Raw genomic sequence first — 23,514 nt, forward strand, 5'->3', positions numbered from 1 at the left:
CAGGCGGCCGCTTCGTCCGCGGGCCAAGTTCGGTAAGTTAGGGACTGTGAAGATTGCTACCTGGAATGTGAACTCGCTCCGTGCCCGCGCCGACCGCGTGGAGGCCTGGCTTCAGCGCACGGACTGTGACGTCCTGGCCATTCAGGAAACGAAGTGCAAGGACGAGAACTTCCCGTGGGAGCTTTTCGAGAACTTGGGCTACGAGGTGGCGCACTTTGGCCTGAGCCAGTGGAACGGCGTCGCCATCGCTTCCCGGGTGGGGCTCGACGACGTCGAACGCACCTTCCTGGACCAGCCGGTGTTCGGCAAGAACGGCAAGGACGCCGTGCAGGAGGCCCGGGCCATCGGCGCCACCTGCGGCGGCGTCCGGGTCTGGAGCCTMTACGTCCCCAACGGCCGCGCCCTCGACGACGAACACATGCCCTACAAGCTCAACTGGCTGGACACACTGAAAACCCATKCCGGAGCCTGGGTCAAGGACGACCCCCAGGCGCAGATCGCGCTGATGGGTGATTTCAATATTGCGCCCCTGGATGAGGACGTCTGGGACATCGACTACTTCCGCTCCSAGGGCCTCACCCACGTCAGCGAGCCCGAACGCGCCGCCTTCCACGCCTTTKAGGAGGCGGGATTCCAGGATGTGGTCCGCCCGCACACCCCGGGGCCCGGCGTCTACACCTACTGGGATTACACGCAGCTCCGCTTCCCGAAAAAGGAAGGGATGCGGATCGATTTCATCCTGGCCTCCCCGGCGCTGGCGGCCCGGGTGACCGGTGCGATGATCGACCGCGAGGAACGCAAGGGCAAGGGCGCCTCAGACCACGCCCCGGTGATTGCGGAACTGGCGGACTGATGGCTGCCGCCGAGGGAAGCGTCGTGATCCGATGACGGGGAACATCTACCGCGGACAGGCCGGACTGCCGTTCTCTTCCGCGCTCCGGATCTACGAGCCCCTCGAGGCATTCCCCGCGCAGCAGCAGGAAACCCTGCGGGCGGCCGGCGCCGGGCAGGGATCGCGCGCCGCCGTGRAGAACGCCGAGCTGATGGCGTCCCTGGGCCGGATCACCCGTCCCGACGGGKATCCGTTTCCCACCGGCCGGACCGACCTCGTGCGCGTTGTCCCGGCCCCGGCCAAGCAGGCCTCGGCCGGTGCAGCGCACGACGCCGCGGAGTCCGGCAGCGGCACCGCCGCGGCGGGCCAGGCCGACCGGCTGTTGTATTGCCCCAGCCAGCTGGTCCTGCGCGCGGGGCTGGCGGCCAATGCGCTGATGGAAGGCATCCACGGGCCCTTGGCCCAGCTTCTGATCCCGGAGGAGCAGCGGGACAAGCATCAGGAGCGCATTGATGAGGTGCGGGCCCACGATGGTGTGAGCCGGGTCCACACCCGGGCGTCCACGTGGGGTATCCCGTTCAGCTGGTTCTGCCTTTTCCAGGAATCGGACCCCACCGACGTCGTGGAGTCCGAGGGTCACATTGTCACGGTCCGCATCCGCGCCGGCATCGGCAAGGCGCTGGAGCGTGTGAGTTATGCGGTGGCGCACCTGGCCATGGCCGCGCCCGATCTCGACATGCTCGAGGACCTGACCCAGCTCACGGAGTGGCTTGAGCTCTTCCACCCGGATTCCGTCGTGGAACTCGATTACGGCGCTGTGGCCGACAAGGTCTACCCGGACGATTCGCCGTTGGACGTGCGCCTGGGCATCGAGTGCCTGGCGGAAGGCGACATGACCGGGGCCGCCGCGGCCTACCGACGGCTGGCCTCGCGCTGGGTGCCGATCCGGCAACTGGCCCGGGCGTCCTAGATCCGTGGGACTGCCGCCGTGCCGGCCGGCGCCAGGCGGACGGCCCTAGGCGGCCGGCGCTAGGCGGACGGCTTTGGCCGGCGGTGCGGCGGCGCCGTCGTCCTCCGCACGATCAGGCGGTGCGGCGCGACCGTGGACTGCACGGCCCCGGCGATTCCGTCGAGTTCGTCCAGCAGCATCTTGGTGGCGAGTTCGGCCTGTTCGTCCGGTTGCTGCCCCACCGTCGTGAGCCCCATGGCCTCGGCGAAGTCGTGGTCGTCGATGCCGATGACGGACAATTCCTCCKGCACCTTCACCCCGGCCTTGTTGGCCTCGAAGATGACGCCCATGGCCATCTCGTCCGAGGCGCAGAAGATTGCGGTCGGCTTGGGTCCGTTCCGGGCCCACAGGCGCCGGAACGCCTCCTGGCCGCTGCGAACGGTAAAGTCCCCCCACTCGTCCCATTCCGGCCGGACAGGCAGCCCTGCTTCGCGCATGACGTCCTGGAAGGCTTGGATCCGGACCCGGGGGACGTCGAAGTTGAGGTCGGTTTCGTCGTCGCCGTGCAGGAGCGCGATATCKGTGTGGCCGAGCCCGATCAGGTGCCGGACCGCGGTGGCCGCCGCGGCGTAGTCGTCGATGCCGATGTAGGGGCATTCCTCGACGTGCCCGCCCACGACCACGAGCGGGATCTCGATCTTCTGCAGGTGCTCGATTTCCTCATGGGTGAGCGCCATACAGAGGACCAGCAGGGCGTCGATCTGTTTGTAGACCATGGTCTTGCTGAAGAGCCGCTCACGGTGGCTGCCGTGGCCGCCGAGGTTGAAGAGCGAGAGGTTGTACTGGCGGGCGTGCAGCTCGCGGTCTGCGCCCTCGATGGCCTTCGAGAAGAACCAGCGGCTGACGAACGGGGCCAGCACACCGATGGTCTTGGTCCGGCCTGTCGCCAGGCCGGATGCCGAGGACGAGGCGACGTAACCCAGTGAGTCGGCGATGCCGAGGATCTTCTCCCGCGTCGCCGGGGAAACGCGGGGCAGTCCGCGGACGGCCCGGGAGACCGTTGCCGTGGAGACGCCGGCGGCGGCAGCGACGTCCTCGATGCTGACGCCGGTGTGGCCGCCGCGCTGCGCCCGTTCTATCCGTGCCACTTGTGTCCCCTTGCTGACGTTCCGTGGATCCCTGACGGCTGGCCGCAGACGTGCTGTGCCCCGCCTCCCCCGCGGCAGTTGAATAATAGTGCCGGCCTCCCGGCCTAGCCGCGCCTGCCGGCTGTCCGGCGCGGCAGGCGCCGGCGCAGCCGGATCATCCCGTAGAGGGCCAGCAGTGCGGCGAGCAGGCCCAGGGCCCAGCCGAGGGCGTCCTGGGCGGTCACCTCCATCCAGACGGTGACCACCAGCAGAACCAGGGCCMAGAAGCCGAGGAACCCGATGATGATGTCGAAGTCCTCGCCGGAACGCACCTTTCGACGCGATGCCGGCACGTGGCCCTGGTTCTGTTCGTCTGTCACGGCTCCGCCCTCACTCGAGGCCATCCTCACTTGACGGCGCCGGCGGTCAGACCGGCCACGATCTTGCGCTGGAACACCAGCACCAGGATGACCAAGGGGATGGTCACTATGGTGCCCGCCGCCATGATCGCGGTGTACGGGATCTGGTTTGGCTGCGCGCCGGCGAAGCTGGCGATGRCCACCRTGACCGGCTGCGTCGCGTCGCTCKAGAGCTGGCTGGCGATCAGGAATTCATTCCACGAGGAGATGAACGCCAGGATAGCGGTCGTGAAGATCGCCGGTGCGGCCAGCGGCATGATGACCTTCCGGAATGCCTGCCCCTGCGTGCAGCCGTCCACCCGTGCCGATTCCTCCAGTTCCCACGGCATCTCCCGGAAGAAGGACGTCATGGTGTAGACKGTCAGCGGCAGTACGAACGAGATGTTCGGAATGATCAGGGCCTGGTAGGTGCCCATCCACCCGATGTTCGTGAAGAGCTGGAACAGCGGCGTGATGAGGGCAACACCGGGGAACATGGAGGCCCCCAGGATGAAGCCCAGCACTAGGTACTTGAACTTGAAGTTCAGCCGTGCCAGCGCGTACGCGGCAAACACGCCGATCAGCAGCGACACCACGGTGACAACGGTGCCGATGAACAAGCTGTTGAGCAGGGCCTGGCCGAAGTGGTTGCCGAACGAGGTGTCGAACGCCGTCTTGAAGTTGTCCAGCGTCACGTGGGTGGGCAGGATCGAGGTGTCGTAKGTGTAGCCGACGTCGCGGAACGCCGTCACCACCATCCAGTAGGCCGGGGCCAGGCACCAGATGAGGATCACGACCGCACTGATGTAGGTGCGTCCCTGGGACCACTTCTCGCGATTTTGCGCGGTCTTCCGGCCCCGGTCCTGCTCTGCGCGCAGCTCGGTTGCGGCGCTCGTCGCGGCGGTCATTTCTTCCCCTTACCTGCGCCGGTCTGCTGCTCCACCACGTTCGCTCCGAGGAAGCGCACAAAGATGAAAGCCACCAGAAAGATGATGATGAACGTGATGGTGGACAAAGCCGCCGCCACGTTGAAGCCCTGCCTGATCTGGTTGATCACCAGGATGGACAGCGTGGTGGTGTTGTTGGCCCCGCCCGTCAKGATGTACGGAAGGTCGAACATCCGCAGTGCATCCAGGGTGCGGAACAGGATAGCCACCATGAGCGCCGGCTTCACCAGCGGCAGAGTGATCATCCGGAAACGCTGCCAGGCGGTGGCGCCGTCGACCTTGGCTGCCTCGTACACTTCCGCGGGAATCATCTGCAGGCCGGCCAGAATCAGCAGCGCCATGAAGGGAGTGGTTTTCCAGACGTCGGCGATGATCACGGCCCACCTCGCCGGCCATTCGCTGCCGGTCCACAGGATGGACGTGTTGAAAAGTTTGTTGCCGATGCCTTCGAAGGCGAAGATGAACAGCCACAGCTTGGCCGTAACGGCGGTGGGGATGGCCCACGGCACCAGGACAGCCGCGCGGACCAGGCTACGGCCGCGGAAGGCCCGTGCCATGATGACGGCCATCCAGAAGCCGAGCACGGTCTCCAGCCCCACCGTGACGATGGTGAAGAAGAACGTGGTGGCGGTGGCTGACCAGAACTGCGCACCAAGGGTTCCCGGCGGGCAGTCGACGGTTCCGCCGTCCGGAGCCGGGCACTGCTGGAAAATCCAGTTGTAGTAGTTCGAGAAGCCGGCCGGGCCGCCTTCGACGAACAGACCCGTAGCGGGGTCCAGGCCGGCATCTTTCTGGAATGACATCACGATGGCGGTGATGATCGGGTACACGATCACGACCGACAAGGYGATGATAGTCGGCGCCAGGAGCCAGGCTGCCCAGCGCCCCTGCGTCGCGATGCGGTTGTCCTCTCCTACACCCTTGGGTGCATGGTGGATCGGAGCACCGCCCGACGCCGGTGCCTTGACCGACGTCGGGCCTACTTCAGTTGCCATGATGAACCTACTGTCCCGCGCTAGCGGACTCGATGGACTTCTGCATGTCGGACAGGGCAGCGTYTACGGTCTTCTCGCCCTTGATGGCCGAGTACGCGTTTTCCTGGATGGCCTTGGTGACGGCCGGGTAGAACGGGGTGACCGGACGGGGCACGGCGTTCTCGATCGAGGTCTTCAGGACCGGCAGGTACGGCAGCTTGGCGACAAGATCCTTGTCGTCATAGAGCGCACCGAGAACCGGGGCGAGCGAACCCTGCGTGGCGAAGAACTTCTGGGTCTCTTCCGTGGTGAGGAACTTCAGGAAGTCCAGTGCTGTGGCCTTGTTCTTCGAGTAAACGCTGATCGCGGCGCTGTGGCCGCCCAGGGACGAGGCGCCCGGACCGTCCTTGCCCGGGAKTGCGGTCATGCCCAGGACGTMCTTGACCTTGGAGGAACCTTCCGTGGTGGCCAGGTTGTAGACGTAGGGCCAGTTGCGCAGGAACAGCAGCTTGCCGTCCTGGAACGCCTGGCGGCTCTCCTCCTCCTGGAAKGTGATGGCTTCCTTCGGGATGCTGCCGTCGGCGTAGGCCTTGGTCMGGTTGGCCAGACCGGCCTTTGCCTCAGGGGTGAGCAGGCTGGGCTTGCCATCGGCGTCCAGCACGGCTCCGCCGGCGGAGTTGATCGCCTCGGAAGCGTTGACGGTCAGCCCCTCGTACTTCTTGAACTGGCCCGAGTAGCAGCCCATGTTGTTGGCCTTGGCGATGGAGCACATGCTCATCATCTCGTCCCAGGTCTTCGGGGGCGTGGGGACCAGATCCTTGCGGTAGTACAGGATGCCGCCGTCGGATGATTCCGGTGCCGCGTACAGCGTGCCCTTGTAGGATGCGGCAGTGACGGTCGGCTTCAGCATGGCCGAGGTATCCAGCGCCATCTTGTCCTTGAGCGGCTGCAGCCAGCCCTTGGCCGCAAATTCGGCGGTCCAGACGACGTCGACGCTGGCAACGTCATAGCCAGCGTCCTTGGCCTGGAAGTGCTGGACGAGGTCGTCGTGCTGCTGGTCCGCCTGGTCGGTCTGCTCCTTGAAGGTGACCTTCTCATTCGGGTGGGCGGCGTTCCACTTTTCGATCAGCGGCCGKACCACGTTGCTGTTGTCCTTGCCCTGGACATACGTGATGGGACCGCGCCCGTCCAGGCCCTGCGAGGCAGCGTCGCTGCCRCCACTGGAACTGCCGCCACCTCCGCCGCCACAGGCCGAAAGGGTTAGTGCCAAAACGCCTGCCGTGGCGACGGGAAGTAGGAAATTGCGGGTTTTCATACTGGAGTGCTCCTCGCTGAGTACCGGTAAAAACGGCCGTGCAGTTGGTGTGTCGACCATCACAGTAATCAACAGTCAGCGAGGAATGCAAGCGTTTACATGAAACCTTAATACAAAGGAGACTTAGTAGTTCCCCCGGAKGCCCCCGGCCCTCGGGGCGGCCAACCCGCCGGTTCGGCCGCCCCGCACGCCCCGTTCAAGCGCCTACCAGGTATGTTGCGCCCACCTCACCGCGGCTTTATCGGACGCGCTCGGCCCGACCGAACCGCGACCGCGTCCCGGAACCGATATGAATCAGGACCGGTGTGCGCTTGCCGATCACGGCGTCGAGCGCCTCCACGAGTGCCGAGACTTCGGCGGCGAGCGCGTGCGGCGCGACGCCCTGACGCGGCTCCACCCGGATCTTCAAGGCAGGTTCCCCCCGGATCTCGTAGGCGGCAACGGTGACTCCCGCCAGGTCGGGCCGGTCCGCGAGGGCCGCGCGTAGCGCCTGCTCCGCCACGCCGCCGCTGATCCCGACATTGCCCGGGACGCCGCCCGGGCGCTCCTCGGCCGCGATCAGGCTGGTCCGGCCCTTGCCCTGCTGGGCCACCCAGGCGACCATTACGCCCAGCACCACGACGAGCGCACCGCAGATGGCAAACCACAGCCAGCTCCMCTGGCGGCGGGGGAACTGAGTCCGTTCGAACAAGTCGAGCCAGAAGTTCAAAACGCCGCCCGCCCACTCATGCCACCAGACGCCGACGGCGGGGACGCTCGCGAGGAGCATCAGCAGGACGCCGATGGCGAGCAGCTTGATGCCGAGGATGCCGATCAGAACGCGGTTCAGGACTCTCGGAGTGTTGTTCATGCCCCCACCACCCCTGACGTGGCTACACGGATCCGGACTTCCGGCATGGGCGACGGGCCCATGTCCTGCAGTTCCCGCCGCACGGCGTCAAGGACGGCATCGGGGCGCAGCGGCACACCTGAGGTGGGCCGGACGTTAACCTCCACCCGGTTCCGCGAGACGATCACCATCACCTGACCCTGTGTCACGTTGGCGGCCAGCCGCGCCCGGCGTGCCAGGGCCGCCGCGATCACTTCATCGTCGACGACGACGCCGGCCCGGCGGTCCGGGAGCAGGTGCCGGGCGCGGCGCCCCGGCAGCACGGCATTGAGGAAGAAGAACAGCCCCGCCATGGCCACCACGGCGCCGGAGACGCCGAGCAGGAGCGGCGGAATCCCGGCCGGGAGGGCGACGGCACGCTCGGCCGCGGTCTGCGGATCTATGAGCCACGGCGGTTGCCCGAAGGCACGGACCGCCGTTTCAAGCAGCGCGTAACCGCACACCACAATGACCAGGGCGGCCGCCATCACGGAGACAACGGCACGCGATGAGTGGGTCTCCCGTTTGAGGATCCGTGCCATGCCGGCCGCACCGGAGCCTGGCATTCCGCTCTCCGTCACCGCGCCGGCGTCGTACGGGCCGGAGCCGACCGTGGCATCCCGGGTATCCTGGCTCAACGCACCCGCCCTCCCCCGTGTACGGTGGCCCCGCTGATGCGGATATCCACCCGACTCAGCTGCGCCCCGGTCAATGCGGTGACCCGGTGCAGGATTTCGGCCTTGGCGGCGACGGCACGGTCCCAGATGGCGCCGCCGAACCCGGCCACGCGCGCGGGGTCCCGGAGAACCGTACTGAGGGGCGGGATCCCGATCGAGGTGACCAGCGAGAGCGCCAGCAGCCCGTCATCATCCGACCACTCGGCCCGCACGTCCTGGGCMGGCACGCCGAGCGCTTCACCCGCGGCCGCCCGCGCGACGCTCGTCAGGGCCTGGGTGCTGATGCGGTTGTGCCCGGCCACCGCKGCGCCGCGGATCGGCGCCCCAGCAGTGATGCTCATGAGGAGGAACGCCGGCCTGTGAGGGCATCAAACACGCTGCGCAGGTCCAGTTTCCCCTCTGCGGCCCGGCCCAGGAGGGCGCCGATAGCCATGAAGAACAGGGCGCCAAGGAAGCCCCAGGCCCCGAACTGGAAGGACATGAAGGCCACGAAKGCGCCCATGGCGATTCCCACAACCGTCAGATTCACTGGATTGCCTCCCTTACCGGCCGGACCTCGCCGGCCACAGCCGGTTTGGCCGGGCCGGGCACATAAACGTCATTGATCTCGATGTTTACCTCGATCACCTCAAGCCCCACCAGTTCCTCCACGGCGGAGTAGACGGCGGCACGGATCTGGTCGGCGAGGGTCTGCAAGGGGGTGCCGTAGACCGCGACGAGGTCGATGTCCACGGCGACCTGCGTTTCCCCGACTTCGACGCGGACCCCCGCCCCGTGATCGGCKCTGCCGACGGCGTCGCGAATGGCACCGAGGGCCCGCGACGGTCCGGATCCCAGTGAGTACACACCGGGTACCGCCCKGGCGGCGATGCCCGCGACCTTGGCGACGGCGGCTTCGGAAATGACCGTGCGTCCGGTGCCCGACAGCGCGGGCAGCCCGTCCACAGGGCCGGCTACGGGACTGGCTACTTGACTGGGCACCGGGCTGGGCACAGGACCCGCCACGGGCTGAGAATCTTGGTATTCCATGGAGCACTCCCCCTTCTCTTTGACACAACCCTAGTCCCTGCCTTGGGCCGCGCGGGGGAATCTTGCCGCGCCCGGTTACCACGGCCCCCACGAGTGCCGGAAGAGGGGTCCGTGGCGCCCGCGGCAGCACGCGTGGATCCGCTGGACCTACTTACAGTTGGTGGCGATCCAGGTTGTTACCGGCGCCATGGCGGCCTGGAGCTTTCCGCTGGAGAACACCGTCTGGTCAGTGACGCCCGCGATTGCGACTTCCTTGAGGTTGGCGAAATCGGCCTTGAGGCTGTCGGGGACGAGGTCGGCCGTATCGGCCAGATCCGCTTCGAACTGTTGCAGCTCCGCGGTCTTGCCCTGGGCTGCCGACAGCGGAAGGAGAGTGGCGCCGGTGGCCTGCTGCGAAATCTTGCTGCATGCCTCGGCGGCGCTGGCGAAGCCGCCGAAAGGTCCGGACGTCGCGGTGGGGCTTGGCGTGGCAGACGCGGGCGCCGTGGCCGTGTCTGCGGCGGACGACGGAGCACTTGCGGCTTGCGGTGCCGAGCAGCCGGTGAGGGCCAGAGCGGCGAGGAGGGCGGTTGCGGCGAGAGGACGGGCAATATTCTTCGAAGTCACGTTGCAGAATCACTTTTCGGTTGAGATTGCGCCGCCCGCCCGGACAGGGCTGCCGGCGGCCTTGGTGTTCTTTCCCCAGCGTGCGAGTCTAGCCCGCCCGGCTGGACGGCCCCCAAACGGGCTCCCGCCGTCGACCTCCCGCCGACCCATGCATCGATTGCTCCGTAACGGCCCTTTTGACCCGCCAGAAGGGCCGTTACGGAGCAATCGATGGGGGTTAGGTGGGGGTTAAAGAAGAAAAGCACCAGTTCTAAAAGAACTGATGCTTCCCAGTGGTGGCTCCGACCGGCGTCGATCCGGTGACCTTTCGATTTTCAGTCGAACGCTCTACCAACTGAGCTACAGAGCCTAGGTGACATGTCACCTTGACGGCCGGAATTTCTTCTGGCAATCAGAGCGACCCTGACGGGACTTGAACCCGCGACCTCCGCCGTGACAGGGCGGCGCGCTAACCAACTGCGCTACAGGGCCTTGCTTGTTTACTGCTTGTACTGCGTGTTTCTTGCTCACCGCGGTATCGCTACCGCAATTTTTCAAGGCCTTTAGCCTACCAGACTTTTTCATCCGGTTTGACCACTTCCTTGCGTACCCCCAACGGGATTCGAAMCCGTGCCGCCGCCGTGAAAGGGCGGTGTCCTAGGCCGCTAGACGATGGGGGCCAGGACGCCATCCGGTGAACATTTCTGGGCAAAAATTAAGGGCCGAAGCCTTTCGTTTTTGTCCTTTCGGGTTCCTCCGAACTGGACTATAAAACTATAAGGGCAGACCCCCGGTTTATCCAAAATCGGCCAGGAACGGCCATCGCCGGGGCCGCACCGCCCGCCCGTTCGGGAATGCTCGACGGGAAAGCCCGCCCGCTCACGCAGGCAGCCCGGCTCAGCTCAGTAGGAGCACCGCGAGGGTGATCATCACGACGGCGATCCCCGCGTCGAGCACCCGCCACGCCGCCCGCCGCCGGAACACGGGCGCCAAGAACCGGGCCCCCGCGCCCAGTGCGGTGAACCATGCGATGCTCCCGAGTCCGGCCCCGGCAGCGAACCACCAGCGTCCGGACTCGCCGTGGGCCGCGGSGAGGGACCCGAGCAGCAACACGGTGTCCAGATAGACGTGAGGGTTCAGCCATGTGAAGGCCAGGCAGGTGCCCAGTACGGCTCCCCGGCCGCCGGCCGGCCTGTCTCCGGGGTGATCCATCTGTTCGCCCCGGACCGCCCGCCGGGCAGCGAGCGCCCCGTAGACGAAAAGAAACGCTGCGCCGGCCCAGCGGATCACCACGAGGGCGGCGGGTGCCCGGTCCAGGAGGACGCCGATGCCCGCCACGCCCAGCAGGATCAGCACCAGGTCCGACGCTGCGCAGACTGCCACAACCATGGCGACGTGCGAGCGCTGGATGCCTTGGCGGAGGACAAAGGCGTTCTGCGCGCCGATGGCAACGATGAGGGACAGTCCGGCGGAGAGACCGGAGAACAGAGGAAGGATCACCGTTCCACGGTAGGTGTCCGGCTCGGATGAAACCAGTTAAAGTTTCTGCCCGAACATAAGATGATCTAATGATCGACATTTCCCCCGAACAGGCCCGGACGCTGGCCGCCATCGTCACGCACGGAAGCTTCGACGCCGCGGCCGCCCACTTGTCCGTGACGCCCTCGGCCGTCAGCCAGCGGATCCGCGCCCTCGAGACGGCCGTCGGCAGGCCGGTCCTGACCCGGGCCCGGCCGGCCGGGCTCACGGAGTCCGGGCAGGCCGTTGTGCGGTTCGCGAGGCAGCTTGAACTGCTGTCGGCCGACCTTGCCGAGGAGCTGCAGCCGGAGGAACCCCCGGGGCCGACGCGCCTGACACTGGTAATCAACAGCGATTCCTTGCACACCTGGGCGCTGGCCGGTCTCGCGGCGGCCAGCGACAACATCCAGCTGGAGATCGTGCGCGAGGATCAGGAGCACTCGCTGGACCTCCTGCGCGCCGGCGCCGCGGCTGCCGCGATCACGGCTACGGCGACGCCCGTGCCCGGGTGCTCGTCCCGCAAGCTAGGCATCATGCGCTACCTGCCCGTATGCGCGCCGGACTTCAGCCGCCGCTGGTTCGGTTCCGGCGTGAGCGCGGCGGCCCTGGCCAAGGCCCCCGTCCTGGTTTACGACCGCAAAGATGATCTGCAGGACCGCTGGCTGCGCCGGTTCAGCCGCACACCGCCCCAGGCACCGCGGCACTACGTACCGGCCGCCCAGGAGTTTGGCGATGCCATCCGTTGGGGCATGGGCTGGGGGATGATGCCGGAGATCGAAATCGGCGAAGACCTCCGGAATGGCACGCTCGAGACGCTCACTGCCGGCGCGCATGTGGACGTCGCTCTCTACTGGCAGCAATGGCGGCGCGGCTCTGCGGCGCTGACGGAGGTTKCGGGCTCGGTCAAGGCGGCGGCCCGCGTCCTCCGCTGAAGCCGTCTGGCGTCCCAGGCAATACCCTGGCGGCACTTTGGCAGAAGTTGGCGGAAAACCGTTTAGACGTGACCGATTTCCGCCAGCTGAGGCCGGGGGCGAGAGGCTAGATTTGCAACATGGCAACAACCGCCGAAACAGGCCCTCCCAGTCCGGACCACACCCAGCCGGCCGGCACGCACGACGTGCCCTCCCAGGCGGTCACCCCCGCCCCCGTCCGGGCGGTCACCTCCGCCACCGTCCAGCCGAAGGGCCCGACCGGCCCCCGCCGCCCCGGCCAGCCGGCCCCGATCAGCAGGCGCGGCATCGCCGCCGTCGTCGTCACCGTGGTGCTGTGGGCTTCCGCTTTCGTGGGCATAAGGGCCGTGGGCCCGAGCTTCTCCCCCGGCCCCCTGACGCTCGGGCGGCTGGCCGTCGCCGCCGTCGTTCTGGGCCTGCTGGTGGTGCCGAAGCTCAGGGGGCTGCCCCGGGGACGCGAGTGGTGGCCCATCCTGGCCTACGGCGTCATGTGGTTCGGAGCCTACAACGTGGCCCTGAATGCCGCCGAGCACATGCTCGACGCCGGCACGGCCGCCCTGCTGATCAATGTCAACCCCATCCTGGTCGCCGTGATGGCCGGCGTGATCCTGAAAGAGGGCTTCCCGCGCTGGCTGATCATCGGCAGCCTGATCGCCTTCGGCGGCGTGGCCGTGATCGCGCTCGGTTCCGGCCAGCGGTCGACGGCGGACGTGGCCGGCGTGTTGCTCTGCCTGCTCGCGGCCGCGCTGGCCGCAGTAAGCGTGATCGTGCAGAAACCGGTGCTCCGGAAATTCCCGGCCGCCCAGGCCACGTGGTTCGGCATTATGGTCGGCGCCATCTGCTGCCTGCCCTTCAGCGGCCAGCTGATCACTGAACTGCAGGCCGCTTCCCTGCCGGCCACGCTGGGACTGGTGTACCTGGGCATCTTCCCCACCGCGATCGCCTTCACMACATGGGCCTACGCGCTGTCCCTGATTGACGCCGGACGCCTCGCCGCCACCACCTATCTGGTCCCGGGCACMACGATCCTGATCTCGTGGCTGGTACTGGGCGAGATTCCGACCATCTGGGGCCTGGTGGGTGGCGTGATCTGCCTTGTGGGCGTGGGGCTGACCCGGCGCCGGTCCCGCTAGAGTTTCCCCATGACACCGTCTCTGCCGCCCGGCCTGCCGATCATTCCAAGCGGCGGGGACGACGGTGACGGCCCGGCAGGCGGGCCGTTCCCGATGTCAGAGAACGACTTCGAGGCCGCCGTGAGCGACGCCCTGGACCGGATCCMGCCCGAACTGGCGAAGACCATGAGCAATGTCGCGATCTTCATCGAGGACGACTACACCCTGCAGCCCGGCGAGGACCCGGACACCGTACTGCTGGGGCTCTACGAGGGGGTTCCCCTGACCGAGCGGGACTCCTGGTGGGACGCCGGCTCGCTGCCGGACCGGATCACGATCTACCGCCAGCCCATCCTGGAGATCTGCGCATCCCGKGAGGACGTGATCGAGGAAGTCACCGTGACCGTGGTGCACGAGATCGCGCACCACTTCGGCATCAGCGACGAACGCCTGCACGAGCTCGGCTGGGGCTAGCCTTAGAGGCATGGGACACGACCACAGCCACTCGCACKGCGTCACCGCCACCGGGAAACATCGGAAGCGCCTGATCGCCGTCCTGGCCATCACGCTCGCTGTGGTGCTMGTGCAAACCATTGGCGCCGTCATMTCGGGTTCCCTGGCGCTGCTCGCCGACGCCGGGCACATGCTCTCCGACGCCGCCGGCGTCTTCATCGCCCTGCTGGCCGCATGGATCGCCACCCGGCCCGCCAGCGACCTGCGCACCTACGGATACCAGCGCGCCGAGGTCTTGGCCGCGCTGGCAAACGCCCTCGTCCTGATCGTCATCTCGGTGGTGATCTTCACCGAGGCGATCCGCCGGCTCGGCTCGGCCCCGGAGGTCCACACGGACGTCATGCTGTCCGCTGCGGTCCTCGGCGCCGTCGCCAACCTGGTCTCTCTGCTGATCCTGCGCGGCGCCCAGAAGGAAAGCCTCAACGTCCGCGGCGCCTACTTGGAAGTCCTGGGCGATCTGCTGGGATCCTTTGCCGTCATCGCGGCGGCGCTGGTMATCATGATCACCGGATTCCAGGCGGCAGACACCATTGCCTCGATCCTCATTGCCCTCATGATCCTGCCGCGGGCCTGGCACCTGCTGCGCGACGTCGTGGATGTGCTCCTTGAGGCCACCCCCAAGGGCGTGGACGTCCAGATGATCCGCGAGCACATCCTCGCGGTGGACGGCGTGGTCTCCGTCCACGACATCCACATCTGGACCATCACCTCGGGCGTCCCCGTGTTCTCCGCGCACGTGGTGGTGGAGGACGCCGCGCTCGGGGCCCGCGGCGCCGACCGGGTCCTGGACAAGCTCGCCGCCTGCCTGGGCTCCCACTTTGACACGGAACACTGCACCTTCCAACTGGAACCCGCCACCCATTCGGAGCACGAAGCACACCAGCACGCCTGAGCGACGGGCGCGCGTTAAGCCGGGGCAGACCGCCGTCGCCGCTGGCGTTCCGGCTGCTCCTCCGACTGCTGCTCCGGACGCCGCTTGCTGCTTGTGTTCCTCGCTGCGCTGCCCCGGCCCGGCCCGGCTGATGCTCCKCCGATGACCTGCACTCCGGCCGGACACACCCCGAGCAAACGTGGCTAAATGACACCACTGTTGTTTATGTTGTTGGTGTGACTCGTGTTGCCAAAGTGGTCTTTGGCACGTAGCCTCATGCCTGCTGGGTGATCCGCAGAGGGGCTTCTTCACGTGCCAAATCCAACCTCGCTCATTCCAGCCTGAGACTTCAGCGAGGTTTGCCCATGAGCTGGACCGGATCCGGTCGCAAGACGGCYGTGCTGTGCACCGCCGTCGTCCTCCTGGGAACGCTCGCGCTCCCGGCGCAGGCCTCTGCACTGACTCTTGCGCAGGGGCGTGGAGCCCTGCCTGCTGCCGGCCGGGTTCCGGCGTCGCCGGAGATCCCCTCGCCGGAAGAAATTGCCGCCGCCAAGTCCAGTGAAAGCGCGACGGCGGCGGAGGTCACMAGGATCGACGGGCTCCTGGCCGATGCCTCGGCCGCCCAGGAAGCCAGCCTCGGCGCATCCCTGCAGGCGAACAACGCCTACGGCGAGGCCCTCGTGGAGCTCGCCACGCGGCGTGACGCGGCAACCGTCGCAGCAGCCAGGGCTGCCGCCGCCGAGGCCGAGCAGGCCAAGACCCGCAAGCAGGTCKGCCAGCTGGCCGGCGATTTGTACCGCAACGGCGGCCTGAATCCGGCCCTTAGCAGCTTTGTCAGTGGCACCGGGCAGGCGCTCGAAGATGCTGCCACCCTGGAAGCCGTGACGGCCGGACGCGCCCGGGCCTTCCAGTCCGCGGAAACCGCGGCCGCCGCCGCGCAGTCGTTGACGGAGGCCGCGGCAGATGCCAACCGTGCCGCCGACGAGGCGGCCACGACGGCGGAAGCCCGCAAGACCGACGCCGACCGCGCGACGGCTGCCCAGCGCCAGGCCGTGGCAGATGCCAAAGCCCAGCGGTCCGCCCTGGTGGACCAGCTGGCAAGCCTTAGGAACACCACCGCGGCGATGGAGTCGGCCCGGGTGKACGCCCTCGACCGGCAGCGCCAGCAGGAACGGCTGGCGGCCCTGACCGCCGCTGCCGGCTCCGCCCCGCAGCCGGGCACGGGCACGGGCTCCCAGCCTGCTTCAGGTTCCCAGCCGGCCCCGGCATCACCGGGAGGAGGCGGTTCAGCCGCCCCGCAGCCGGCCGCGCCGGCCCCCGCCCCGGTCGAGGTGCCGCCCGCTGCCGCCCCGGAGCCCGCGCCTGCTCCCGCTCCTGCGCCTGCTCCTGCTCCTGCTCCTGCTCCTGAGCCCGTTCAGGCACCGGCACCGGTACCCGTTCCGGTTCCTGTGCCCGGCCCGGCACCGGTCCCGGTTCCCGCGCCGATTGCCGGCGGGTCAAACCAGACGGCCATTTCGGTGGCGCTTGGCAAGACCGGATCGCCGTACTTCTACCAGTACGGCGGCACCGGGGCCTATGGGTTTGACTGCTCGGGTCTGGTGCAGAATGCATTCGCCGCGGCCGGCAAATACCTGCCGCGCACGGCCTCCCAGCAGTTCGCGCAGGCCCCCGTCCACGTCCCGCTCTCCCAGGCCCGTCCCGGCGACTTGCTCGTCTGGGGTTCACCTCCGGGGTTCTATCATGTGGCCATCTACCTCGGCGGCGGCCGCGTGGTCCAGGCCCTCAATCCCGACGCCGGCATCACCGTCACCGATGTGGCCGCCATGTCCGGGATGCAGCTCTACGGTTACGCGGCCCGCTACTGAGAGCCGCTACCAGGGCCCGCTAGCGGGCCCCTTCGGTTGGTCCCGCTCGTGGGACCACGCCCCTGGGCGCCGGGTTTTGCGACGCGAGGGCCGGGTCCCGGAGCTAGGAAAGCACGTCCTTGGTGATGAACCGGCCGTAGGCCAGCGCACCGAAGACGGCGACGTAGCCGGCCTGCAGGACGGCGTTGGCGGCGAAGGAGTCCCAGGAGACCGGCTGGCGGAGGAGATCGCCAAAGTCCAGCCAGTAGTGGCTGAACAACCAGGGATGCAACCATTCAAGTTGCGGCAGCGCGTCCAGGACCTGCGCAACGACGGAGAGCACCACGGTAGCCGCCATGGCCCCGACGGGAACGTCCGTCAGGGTGGAGATGAACAATCCGATCGCGGACAAGCCCAGCAGCGAAACCGCCAGATAGGCGGCGATCAGCAGCAGCCGGACCATGGCCTCGCCGGTATTGATCGTGTCGCCGGAGAGCAGGGTCACGGGTCCCACGGGGAAGAGCGCCGCACCGATGCCTGCTCCGACCAATGCCACGACGAGCGGGGCAACGACCACGAACAGTGCCGCGCCGGCATATTTGATGAGTAACAGGCGGACCCGCCCGGCCGGAGCCACCAGCAGATACCTGAGGGTTCCCTGCCCGGCCTCGCCGGCGATCGTGTCTCCGGCCACCACGCCGACAGTCAGCGGCAGGAACAGCGKAACGGAGACCACCATCGCCGTGACGCCTACGAACAGGCCGTTCTGGGTGATCCTGTCCAGGAAGGCGGGCCCGCGGCCGGCCGGCACGGCCGAGGAGACCCGCACTGCCACGGCGATCAGGATGGGGATGGCCGCCAGCGCGCACAGCATGGCCCACGTCCTGCGGCGGCGGAACAACAGGCCGAGTTCAGAGGCCAGCAGGCCGCCGGCCAGGGACCGGCGTCGGCCCGGCAGGCCCGCCGCCATAACGTCGGTGGCGGCGTCGCCGGCCGCTCCGCTGGGGCTGCCGGCCGGGCTGMCTGATGGGGCCCCCGACGGGCCGCCCGCGGATGAGCCGTTACTGGACAACGTCGAACCCCTCCCCCGTCAACGCCACGAAGCGGTCCTCCAGGCTGACCTGTTCGGTCGCGAAGCCGCGGACCCGGACCCCCGCTGCCACGAGGGCGGCCACCACGGCTTCGGGTTCCACAGCTTGTGGCCCCGCGTCCACGGCCCCTGCCGCCTCCCGTGGCGCCGGGGCCGGCGCTGCCGCCGGTGCAGGCAGCGGCGCGAAAAGGACCGCGTCGGGCCCCGCGGAAGCGGCGCCGTCGGGACTCACCGTGGCGGTCAGTCCCAGCCCGGCCAGCACGTGGGTCGCGGTGCCGGGGTCCGGCGTCAGCACGCGGATCCGCGCCTGGCCCGCCCGGCGCAGCTCCGACAKGGTTCCCTGCGCCACTAGGCGTCCCGCGCTCATGATGGCCGCATGTGTGCAGATCTGTTCCACTTCGGCGAGCAGGTGGCTGGAGACGAACACCGTGGCGCCGTCGGCCGCGAGCGAACGCACCAGGCTGCGTACTTCCCGGGTGCCCTGGGGATCCAGTCCGTTGGTGGGTTCGTCCAGCACCAGAAGGTCCCGCGGCGTCAGCAGGGCGTTGGCGATCCCCAGCCGCTGCTTCATGCCCAGTGAATAGGCGCGGACCTTCTTGTCCGCGGCGTGCGTCAGGCCCACCCGGTCCAGGGCCGACTGGACCCGGGCCCGTCGCGTGGCGGCCGGGCCGTAGGGATCTGCGGCGTCCATGCGGTGCAGGTTGGCGGCGCCGGAGAGGAAGGKGTAGAAGGCCGGCCCCTCGACCAGGGCTCCGACCCGGGGCAGCACGTCATTKAGTTTCCCGGGCATCTCCTCGCCCAGGACGCGCATGGAGCCGCCGGTGGCCGAGGCCAGGCCCAGCAGGAGCCTGATGGTGGTGGTCTTCCCCGAGCCGTTGGGGCCCAGGAAGCCGAAGACGGCGCCTTTCGGCACGGCGAGATCGACATCGTCGACTGCCAGTTGATGGCCGAACCGCTTGGTCAGGCCCCTGGTCTCAATGCTCAGCTCGGTGCGCAGCTCGGCCGCCGGCCCGGCGGCGCTCACGCGGCCGTCACCGGCAGGTCCCCGGAAACCGGGCCGGTATTCACTTCTGCGCGGTTCACTTCTGCGCGGCAGCGGCCTGGAGCCGCTCCACAGGCACCGAGCCGGCAAAGATCCGCCCGTCGTCGAGCATCAGGACGTTCACCAGCGCGGTGGACAGGAGCCGGCCGCCCTGGACCGGGGCGGTGAGCTGTTGGAGCGGTGCCGCCGCGTCCGACGTCGGCTTCTGCGTTCCCGCCGGGAACTCAACCACCGCGTCCCAGCCGGACCCGGTGACGGCCGGTTTGCGTGCGCTGTCCTTGGCCGGGGGCGTCGCCTTTTCGGAGTCAGTGCCGTGCTTGTGCTCCGGGACCGGGATCTCCTTGACCGTGGCGCCCGGCGGCGGGCTGAACGCGAAGACGGACGCGTCGGGGGCCGCAAGAGTCAGGCTCGTGTAGGCGACGCGGAAGGCGGGATCCGACTGTCCGCGGGCTTTGACCTCAACGCCCAGCGGCAGGCCGGTCTGGCCGTCCACGGCAACTGCGATGGACGAGACCAGGGTCGCGTCGGACTTCGGCGTGAGCACCAGGTTGTACGCGGGCCGGCCTGCCACCTGGACATCGGCGCCCACCGTGACGTCAGTGCTGGGGTCGATCTTGGCCAAGAACATTGCGGCGAGCTGGTCCGGGGTGGCCGTGGCGTCCTTGCCGCTGTTGTGGGCGTTGCCGGCGTCGGCCGGGAGCTGGACGTGGGAGGCCGTGTTGTCCTTGGAGTTGTAGAACCACACGTCGTTGCCGTTGCGGACGGCGTTCCGTTCGGCCAGCTGGTCCATCACCTGAATGCGGGCGTGGTCCGGGCCGTCGCGATAGACGCGCGCGGTGTGCGGCCCGGTCAGCAGTTCGAGCCAGGCGGTGCTTGAAGAATCCGCGCCGGGACCGGTCTTGGGGAGTTCGGGAAGGCCCAGCTCCGAGGACTGTTCCAGGGTTCCGGAGAGCGCGGGCTCGCTGTGCTGGGCGATCAGCTGCAGCACCTGTTCGGGCGTCTTGGGCGGCAGCGGATCCCCGGCGCTGGCGGGCAGGGATCCGGCCAGCGCACCGGCGGCGATGACGGCGGGAACGGCCACGGCGGGCAGCCACCGCAGCCACTTGCGGGTCATCGTGACCCCGCCCCAAAAAGAAGTGATTCACAATTCCGCGTCTGAAGAACGCGTGCTCCAGCAGTGCAGCTCATACATCAACAGTACGCCTGGCCACGGCCGCGCGGTGTCCTACTTCAGCACGTTGATGGTCAGCTCGACGGCGCCGAGCAGGAACGCGAGCACCGAGGTGCCAAGGCCGGCCACGAGCAGCAACCCGGGATGGGCGAGGCCCACCACCACCCGCTTCAGCCGCGGCCTGTCGCGCAGGAACTTCTTGGGCACGGTGCCGGATCCCGGAGCTTGTTTCCAGCCGCGGAGCCGCCGCAGGAACCAGGCACAGCGGATGATGAAGGCCAGCCACAGTACCGAGACCACCAGCGGGATCGCGGCCAGCAGGAGGTTGAAGCCCACCGCTGTGATCTCGCGTTCGGATGCGCCGACGAGCGACTGAAGGGTCGTTGAGATCGAGGCGCTCATGACCACGGACACGCCCCACACGAGGAACGCGGCAATCAGGGCGAGGAAGCGGACAAAGAAGTGGCCGAGCACGGAGTCCCGGCGCGGCTTCAGGTACCGGCGCGGGGTCGCGTGCAGCAAGGCGATGCTGGCCAGCAGGGTCGGCAGCGCGGCCATGCCCACCAGCACATACCAGGACCAGCCGGCCAGGTCCAGGAACTCGTCGGCCACGATCAGCGCCGCCCAGAACCCGGCCCACGCCCATCCGGCCGTCAGCGGATGCTCCACGAGCCACGCCGGCAGCCATGCATCGCGGTCCAGGGACCGGAGCCGGCCGGAAGCTTCCGGGGCGCGCGCCTCCGGCCCGGGGGTTTCGGGCGCAGGGGCTTCGGGCGCAGAGGTTTCGGGCGGTGCGGTCTCGGCTACCGGGGCGCCCGTGCCGGGCATCCCGCTTGCCCCGGGATGCTGGCCCTCCGAACCGTGTGCTTCGCTCATGGCCCCACTGTAGCGAGCAGCGCTACTGTGACGGCGTCACGGTGCCGGTATCACGGTGCCAGCGTCATGGTGACGACGTCACGGTGCCGGCGGCGCCGTCGACCGTGATGTCGTCGCCCGTGGCGATCMGCGATGTCGCGTCGGGGACGCCCACCACCGCGGGGATGCCGTATTCCCGCGCGACGACGGCGCCGTGGGAGTTGGGGCCGCCCATTTCCATCACGAGGCCGCCGGCCGTCAGGAACAGCGGCGTCCAGCCGGGATCCGTGGACGGCGCCACGAGGATCTCGCCCGGTTCCAGATGCGCGCCCTGCGGGTCCAAGATCACGCGGGCCCGGGCGCTGACGGTCCCGGCCGAGGCAGGCGTCCCGGAGAGCACCCCCGCCGATCGGTCCGCGTCCCCGGTACCCCGGCCACCGGCGTCGGACTGCACGGCTTCGGGCTCGGTGCCATCGGACAGCAGCACGCGCGGAATGTGCCGCCGGCCCAATTCGGCCACGTACGCCTCCCGGCGCTGCTGCACGATCCCGCGCAGCGCGGCGCCGCCCAGGCCCGCGTGCGCCTCGCCCAGGTCGAGGAAGAAGATATCGTCCGCCGCGTCGATGACCCCTGCTGCGGCGAGTTCGGCCCCCACCGCCGCGAGTTGTTGCCGGACAGCGCCGAGCGCCTCCACGAGGTGGTACTTGGGCAGTTCACGCAACCCGGCGAACATCCGGGTCCGTCTCAGCGCGGCCCGGACAAGCGTTCCGCGCAGGCGGCTGCGCTGCTTCGCCGCAGCCACAAGCCGCTCCACCTGCGCGTCCGCCTCCCGCGCCGCCTTCTCGAATTGCCGGTCCGGGGCGAGGGCCGGGTCATCCACGCGCAGATAGTTGGCCAGGACGCCGAGGATGTGGGTCGGGTCGTCAGACCAGCGGGGCATGCCGAGGTCGATTTCCGCCACGGCCCGGTGGCCGTACCGGCTCAGGAAGCCGGAGAGCCCGGACTGCACGACGCCGGGAAGCTCCCCTGTCCGGTAGCGCCGCGCCAGCTCGGGCAGTGCGGCCCGGCCGAACACCGCCGCCGCTGCGGGGTCCGTCCGGATGGCGGCAGCCAGCGCCCAGAGGTCGAGGTCCATTTCGGTGGTCACATTGTTGGGCAGGCCCCGCAGGACGTCCTGCAGTGCCCCGTTCCCCGGGCTTCCCGCGAGTTTCCCGGCCGCGGCCAGCAGCGCGAACCCCAGCGCGGGCAGCGGCATGAGGGCGGGAACCACCGGAAAGACGTTTCGGCCGAGGATCCGCTCAACGTGGTCCAGTCGCTGCGMGGCCGTGGCGGCGGCGGGCACTGTGAGKGCAGCCCTGAGCTGTTCGCCCACACGGTCGGCCCGGCGCAGCGCGTCCTCCGGCCGGAACAGGCCGCGGACCAGGGTCTCCGGGACTCTCGCCCGCGCCGCCACCGGGGCGAYGCGGCGCAGGAGCCGCCACGGCGAGCTGGTGACGACGGAGAACCTGGGATCGGCGAAKAGCTGGCGCAACACAACCGCTGACCGCGCCTCCATGATGTCGAAGACCCGGGGGACGAACGCGCGCCCGGCCTTGCTCCGGACCACGGGAGTGAGATCGAAGAAAATGCGTTGCCCGGCCTCCGCGTACGGCGAGGGCCCGTCCCGGGGCACCGGCACCGGGACGTGCGCCGCCTCCGCCACGGAGGATGCAATCAGCCGGATGCCGGCGAGGCCCATCGGCGTCAGCGGCCGGGTCAGGCCCTGGGCCAGGCTGAAGCACAGATAGATGCGCGGCCCCGGCCCGGTCGGCGGCTTGTCCGGCATCGGATAGAGCGTCGTGATGGGCCTGGACTGCGTCAGCCACACGGCACCGTCCCGGCCGATGGCCCACTCGAGGTCCTGCGGCGAGCCGAAATGCACCTCGGCACGGCGGCCCAGAAGTTCCAGCGCAGCCAGCTGGGCATCGTTCAGGCTTGGCCCGGACCCGGCCCCCGGCTGGGCCACCCGCTCGGTTCCGCCGCCGGGGAGGGGCCGGATGAGCAGTCCTTTGTCCCCGATCMGCCGCTCCAGGATCGTTCCCGTGCCACAGTCGATCACGAAGTGGTCCGGGTTGACGGCCCCGGACACCACGGCCTCCCCCAGTCCCGGGCTGGMGTCGATGACGGCCTCGTGCCGTCGCCCGGTGACCGGGTTGGCTGTGAAGAGCACCCCCGCCACGGCCGCGTCCACCATGCGCTGGACCACCACCGCGAGGGACACAGCGGACGGTCCGATTCCCTGCACCGCGCGGTACGTCACCGCGCGGTCGGTCCACAGCGAGGCCCAGCACTGCCGGACGGCGGACAGCACCGCATCCGCGCCGACCACATTCAGGAACGTGTCCTGCTGGCCGGCGAAACTGGCAAAGGGCAGGTCCTCGGCGGTCGCGGAGGACCGCACCGCGACCGCCGTATCGTCGCCCAGCGCCGCATAGGCGGCCCGCACGGCGGCATCGATGCCGGCCGGGACGGCGGCGTCGAGCACCAGCGCCCGGGCCTTTGCGGCGAGCAAGGCCAGTCCGGCCAGGTCACCGGGGGCGGTTGCGGCGATGGCATGGTGCACGTCCGCCAGGGCCGGGGAGGCCGTAGCGTCCAGATAGGCCCGGGTCGTCAGGCAGAAGCCGGGGGGAACGGGCAGGCCTGCCCGGGCCAGCTCGCCMAGGTTGGCCGCCTTGCCGCCGGCCTCGGCCAGCATGTCCTGGCCAAGACGTTCCAAGGCCAGGACCGGCGCGTCCTGGGCCAGGACCGCGTCTTCGGACGGGTCCGGCCTCCGGGGGTGCTCCATGTGCGGACCGTCCTTCCGGCGTC

Annotated in this window: 24 protein-coding genes and 3 tRNA genes; 7 read left to right on the forward strand and 20 right to left on the reverse strand. The window is 68.7% G+C overall.

Annotation, left to right across the window (positions count from 1 at the left end; genetic code table 11):
* The first annotated feature begins 46 nt into the window (after window positions 1–46).
* Both AC1DBQ_RS01835 and AC1DBQ_RS01840 read left to right on the forward strand, forming a co-directional pair.
* Window positions 47–853 carry an exodeoxyribonuclease III gene (locus tag AC1DBQ_RS01835; RefSeq protein ID WP_476926869.1) on the forward strand — a complete coding sequence of 269 codons (807 nt, stop codon included), beginning with the start codon at window positions 47–49 and terminating at the stop codon, window positions 851–853.
* Window positions 854–884: 31 nt separating this feature from the next.
* Window positions 885–1,802: a DUF8083 family protein gene (locus AC1DBQ_RS01840; protein ID WP_476926870.1), complete on the forward strand. Its 918-nt coding sequence runs from the start codon at window positions 885–887 to the stop codon at window positions 1,800–1,802.
* Window positions 1,803–1,861: 59 nt separating this feature from the next.
* Here the strand turns inward: AC1DBQ_RS01840 and AC1DBQ_RS01845 are convergent, their stop codons facing one another.
* The 15 genes from AC1DBQ_RS01845 to AC1DBQ_RS01915 form a co-directional block, all read right to left on the reverse strand.
* On the reverse strand, window positions 1,862–2,929 hold the full coding sequence (locus tag AC1DBQ_RS01845; RefSeq protein WP_476926871.1) for a LacI family DNA-binding transcriptional regulator: 1,068 nt from the start codon (window positions 2,927–2,929) through the stop codon (window positions 1,862–1,864).
* A 104-nt stretch (window positions 2,930–3,033) separates the two neighbouring features.
* On the reverse strand, window positions 3,034–3,288 hold the full coding sequence (locus AC1DBQ_RS01850; RefSeq protein ID WP_476926872.1) for a hypothetical protein: 255 nt from the start codon (window positions 3,286–3,288) through the stop codon (window positions 3,034–3,036).
* 26 nt (window positions 3,289–3,314) lie between these two features.
* Window positions 3,315–4,214, reverse strand: coding sequence for a carbohydrate ABC transporter permease (locus AC1DBQ_RS01855; protein WP_476926873.1), 900 nt, complete (start codon window positions 4,212–4,214; stop codon window positions 3,315–3,317).
* Window positions 4,211–5,248: a carbohydrate ABC transporter permease gene (locus AC1DBQ_RS01860; protein WP_476926874.1), complete on the reverse strand. Its 1,038-nt coding sequence runs from the start codon at window positions 5,246–5,248 to the stop codon at window positions 4,211–4,213. Before AC1DBQ_RS01860 ends, AC1DBQ_RS01855 begins: the two co-directional genes overlap by 4 nt.
* A 7-nt stretch (window positions 5,249–5,255) precedes the next feature.
* Window positions 5,256–6,542: an ABC transporter substrate-binding protein gene (locus AC1DBQ_RS01865; protein ID WP_476926875.1), complete on the reverse strand. Its 1,287-nt coding sequence runs from the start codon at window positions 6,540–6,542 to the stop codon at window positions 5,256–5,258.
* A gap of 238 nt (window positions 6,543–6,780) precedes the next feature.
* Window positions 6,781–7,392, reverse strand: coding sequence for an Asp23/Gls24 family envelope stress response protein (locus AC1DBQ_RS01870; protein WP_476926876.1), 612 nt, complete (start codon window positions 7,390–7,392; stop codon window positions 6,781–6,783).
* Window positions 7,389–7,976 (reverse strand): hypothetical protein, encoded by a 588-nt coding sequence (locus AC1DBQ_RS01875; protein WP_476926906.1) that lies wholly within the window; start codon window positions 7,974–7,976, stop codon window positions 7,389–7,391. The genes AC1DBQ_RS01870 and AC1DBQ_RS01875 overlap by 4 nt, the downstream gene beginning before the upstream one ends.
* Before the next feature lie 68 nt (window positions 7,977–8,044).
* Window positions 8,045–8,428 (reverse strand): hypothetical protein, encoded by a 384-nt coding sequence (locus tag AC1DBQ_RS01880; protein WP_476926877.1) that lies wholly within the window; start codon window positions 8,426–8,428, stop codon window positions 8,045–8,047.
* Window positions 8,425–8,616 (reverse strand): hypothetical protein, encoded by a 192-nt coding sequence (locus AC1DBQ_RS01885; protein WP_091250382.1) that lies wholly within the window; start codon window positions 8,614–8,616, stop codon window positions 8,425–8,427. The genes AC1DBQ_RS01880 and AC1DBQ_RS01885 overlap by 4 nt, the downstream gene beginning before the upstream one ends.
* Window positions 8,613–9,116, reverse strand: coding sequence for an Asp23/Gls24 family envelope stress response protein (locus tag AC1DBQ_RS01890; protein ID WP_476926878.1), 504 nt, complete (start codon window positions 9,114–9,116; stop codon window positions 8,613–8,615). The genes AC1DBQ_RS01885 and AC1DBQ_RS01890 overlap by 4 nt, the downstream gene beginning before the upstream one ends.
* Before the next feature lie 147 nt (window positions 9,117–9,263).
* Window positions 9,264–9,722, reverse strand: coding sequence for a hypothetical protein (locus AC1DBQ_RS01895; RefSeq protein ID WP_476926879.1), 459 nt, complete (start codon window positions 9,720–9,722; stop codon window positions 9,264–9,266).
* Window positions 9,723–9,995: 273 nt separating this feature from the next.
* A tRNA-Phe gene (locus tag AC1DBQ_RS01900) sits at window positions 9,996–10,071 on the reverse strand.
* A 48-nt stretch (window positions 10,072–10,119) separates the two neighbouring features.
* Window positions 10,120–10,193 (reverse strand) — tRNA-Asp (locus tag AC1DBQ_RS01905).
* 115 nt (window positions 10,194–10,308) lie between these two features.
* Window positions 10,309–10,381 (reverse strand) — tRNA-Glu (locus tag AC1DBQ_RS01910).
* Between the two features lie 217 nt (window positions 10,382–10,598).
* Window positions 10,599–11,201 (reverse strand): LysE/ArgO family amino acid transporter, encoded by a 603-nt coding sequence (locus tag AC1DBQ_RS01915; RefSeq protein WP_476926880.1) that lies wholly within the window; start codon window positions 11,199–11,201, stop codon window positions 10,599–10,601.
* Window positions 11,202–11,269: 68 nt separating this feature from the next.
* On the opposite strand from AC1DBQ_RS01915, the gene AC1DBQ_RS01920 reads away from it, so the two are divergent.
* The 5 genes from AC1DBQ_RS01920 to AC1DBQ_RS01940 all read left to right on the forward strand — a co-directional run bounded on the left by AC1DBQ_RS01920 (window position 11,270) and on the right by AC1DBQ_RS01940 (window position 16,530).
* Window positions 11,270–12,151, forward strand: a complete 882-nt coding sequence (locus AC1DBQ_RS01920; protein ID WP_476926881.1) for an ArgP/LysG family DNA-binding transcriptional regulator — start codon at window positions 11,270–11,272, stop codon at window positions 12,149–12,151.
* A gap of 119 nt (window positions 12,152–12,270) precedes the next feature.
* Window positions 12,271–13,302: a DMT family transporter gene (locus AC1DBQ_RS01925; protein ID WP_476926882.1), complete on the forward strand. Its 1,032-nt coding sequence runs from the start codon at window positions 12,271–12,273 to the stop codon at window positions 13,300–13,302.
* Window positions 13,303–13,311: 9 nt separating this feature from the next.
* Complete coding sequence (locus tag AC1DBQ_RS01930; RefSeq protein WP_476926883.1) at window positions 13,312–13,755, forward strand: metallopeptidase family protein; 444 nt, start codon at window positions 13,312–13,314, stop codon at window positions 13,753–13,755.
* 10 nt (window positions 13,756–13,765) lie between these two features.
* Window positions 13,766–14,686: a cation diffusion facilitator family transporter gene (locus AC1DBQ_RS01935; RefSeq protein WP_476926884.1), complete on the forward strand. Its 921-nt coding sequence runs from the start codon at window positions 13,766–13,768 to the stop codon at window positions 14,684–14,686.
* A 344-nt stretch (window positions 14,687–15,030) separates the two neighbouring features.
* The gene (locus AC1DBQ_RS01940; RefSeq protein ID WP_476926885.1) at window positions 15,031–16,530 is read left to right on the forward strand and encodes a C40 family peptidase; all 1,500 of its coding nucleotides are present in this window, start codon (window positions 15,031–15,033) and stop codon (window positions 16,528–16,530) included.
* A 103-nt stretch (window positions 16,531–16,633) separates the two neighbouring features.
* Here the strand turns inward: AC1DBQ_RS01940 and AC1DBQ_RS01945 are convergent, their stop codons facing one another.
* From AC1DBQ_RS01945 to AC1DBQ_RS01965, 5 genes are all read right to left on the reverse strand, one after another.
* Window positions 16,634–17,479, reverse strand: coding sequence for an ABC transporter permease (locus tag AC1DBQ_RS01945; protein WP_476926907.1), 846 nt, complete (start codon window positions 17,477–17,479; stop codon window positions 16,634–16,636).
* Between the two features lie 91 nt (window positions 17,480–17,570).
* On the reverse strand, window positions 17,571–18,623 hold the full coding sequence (locus tag AC1DBQ_RS01950) for an ABC transporter ATP-binding protein (protein WP_476926886.1): 1,053 nt from the start codon (window positions 18,621–18,623) through the stop codon (window positions 17,571–17,573).
* Between the two features lie 55 nt (window positions 18,624–18,678).
* Entirely contained in the window at window positions 18,679–19,755 is a 1,077-nt protein-coding gene (locus tag AC1DBQ_RS01955; protein ID WP_476926887.1) for a LolA family protein, read from the reverse strand.
* A gap of 111 nt (window positions 19,756–19,866) precedes the next feature.
* Window positions 19,867–20,688, reverse strand: a complete 822-nt coding sequence (locus AC1DBQ_RS01960) for a hypothetical protein (RefSeq protein WP_476926888.1) — start codon at window positions 20,686–20,688, stop codon at window positions 19,867–19,869.
* A gap of 64 nt (window positions 20,689–20,752) precedes the next feature.
* Entirely contained in the window at window positions 20,753–23,491 is a 2,739-nt protein-coding gene (locus tag AC1DBQ_RS01965) for a PEP/pyruvate-binding domain-containing protein (RefSeq protein WP_476926889.1), read from the reverse strand.
* Window positions 23,492–23,514: the final 23 nt, after the last annotated feature.

It is taken from the genome of Arthrobacter sp. 10T413_2 (genome assembly GCF_056394205.1).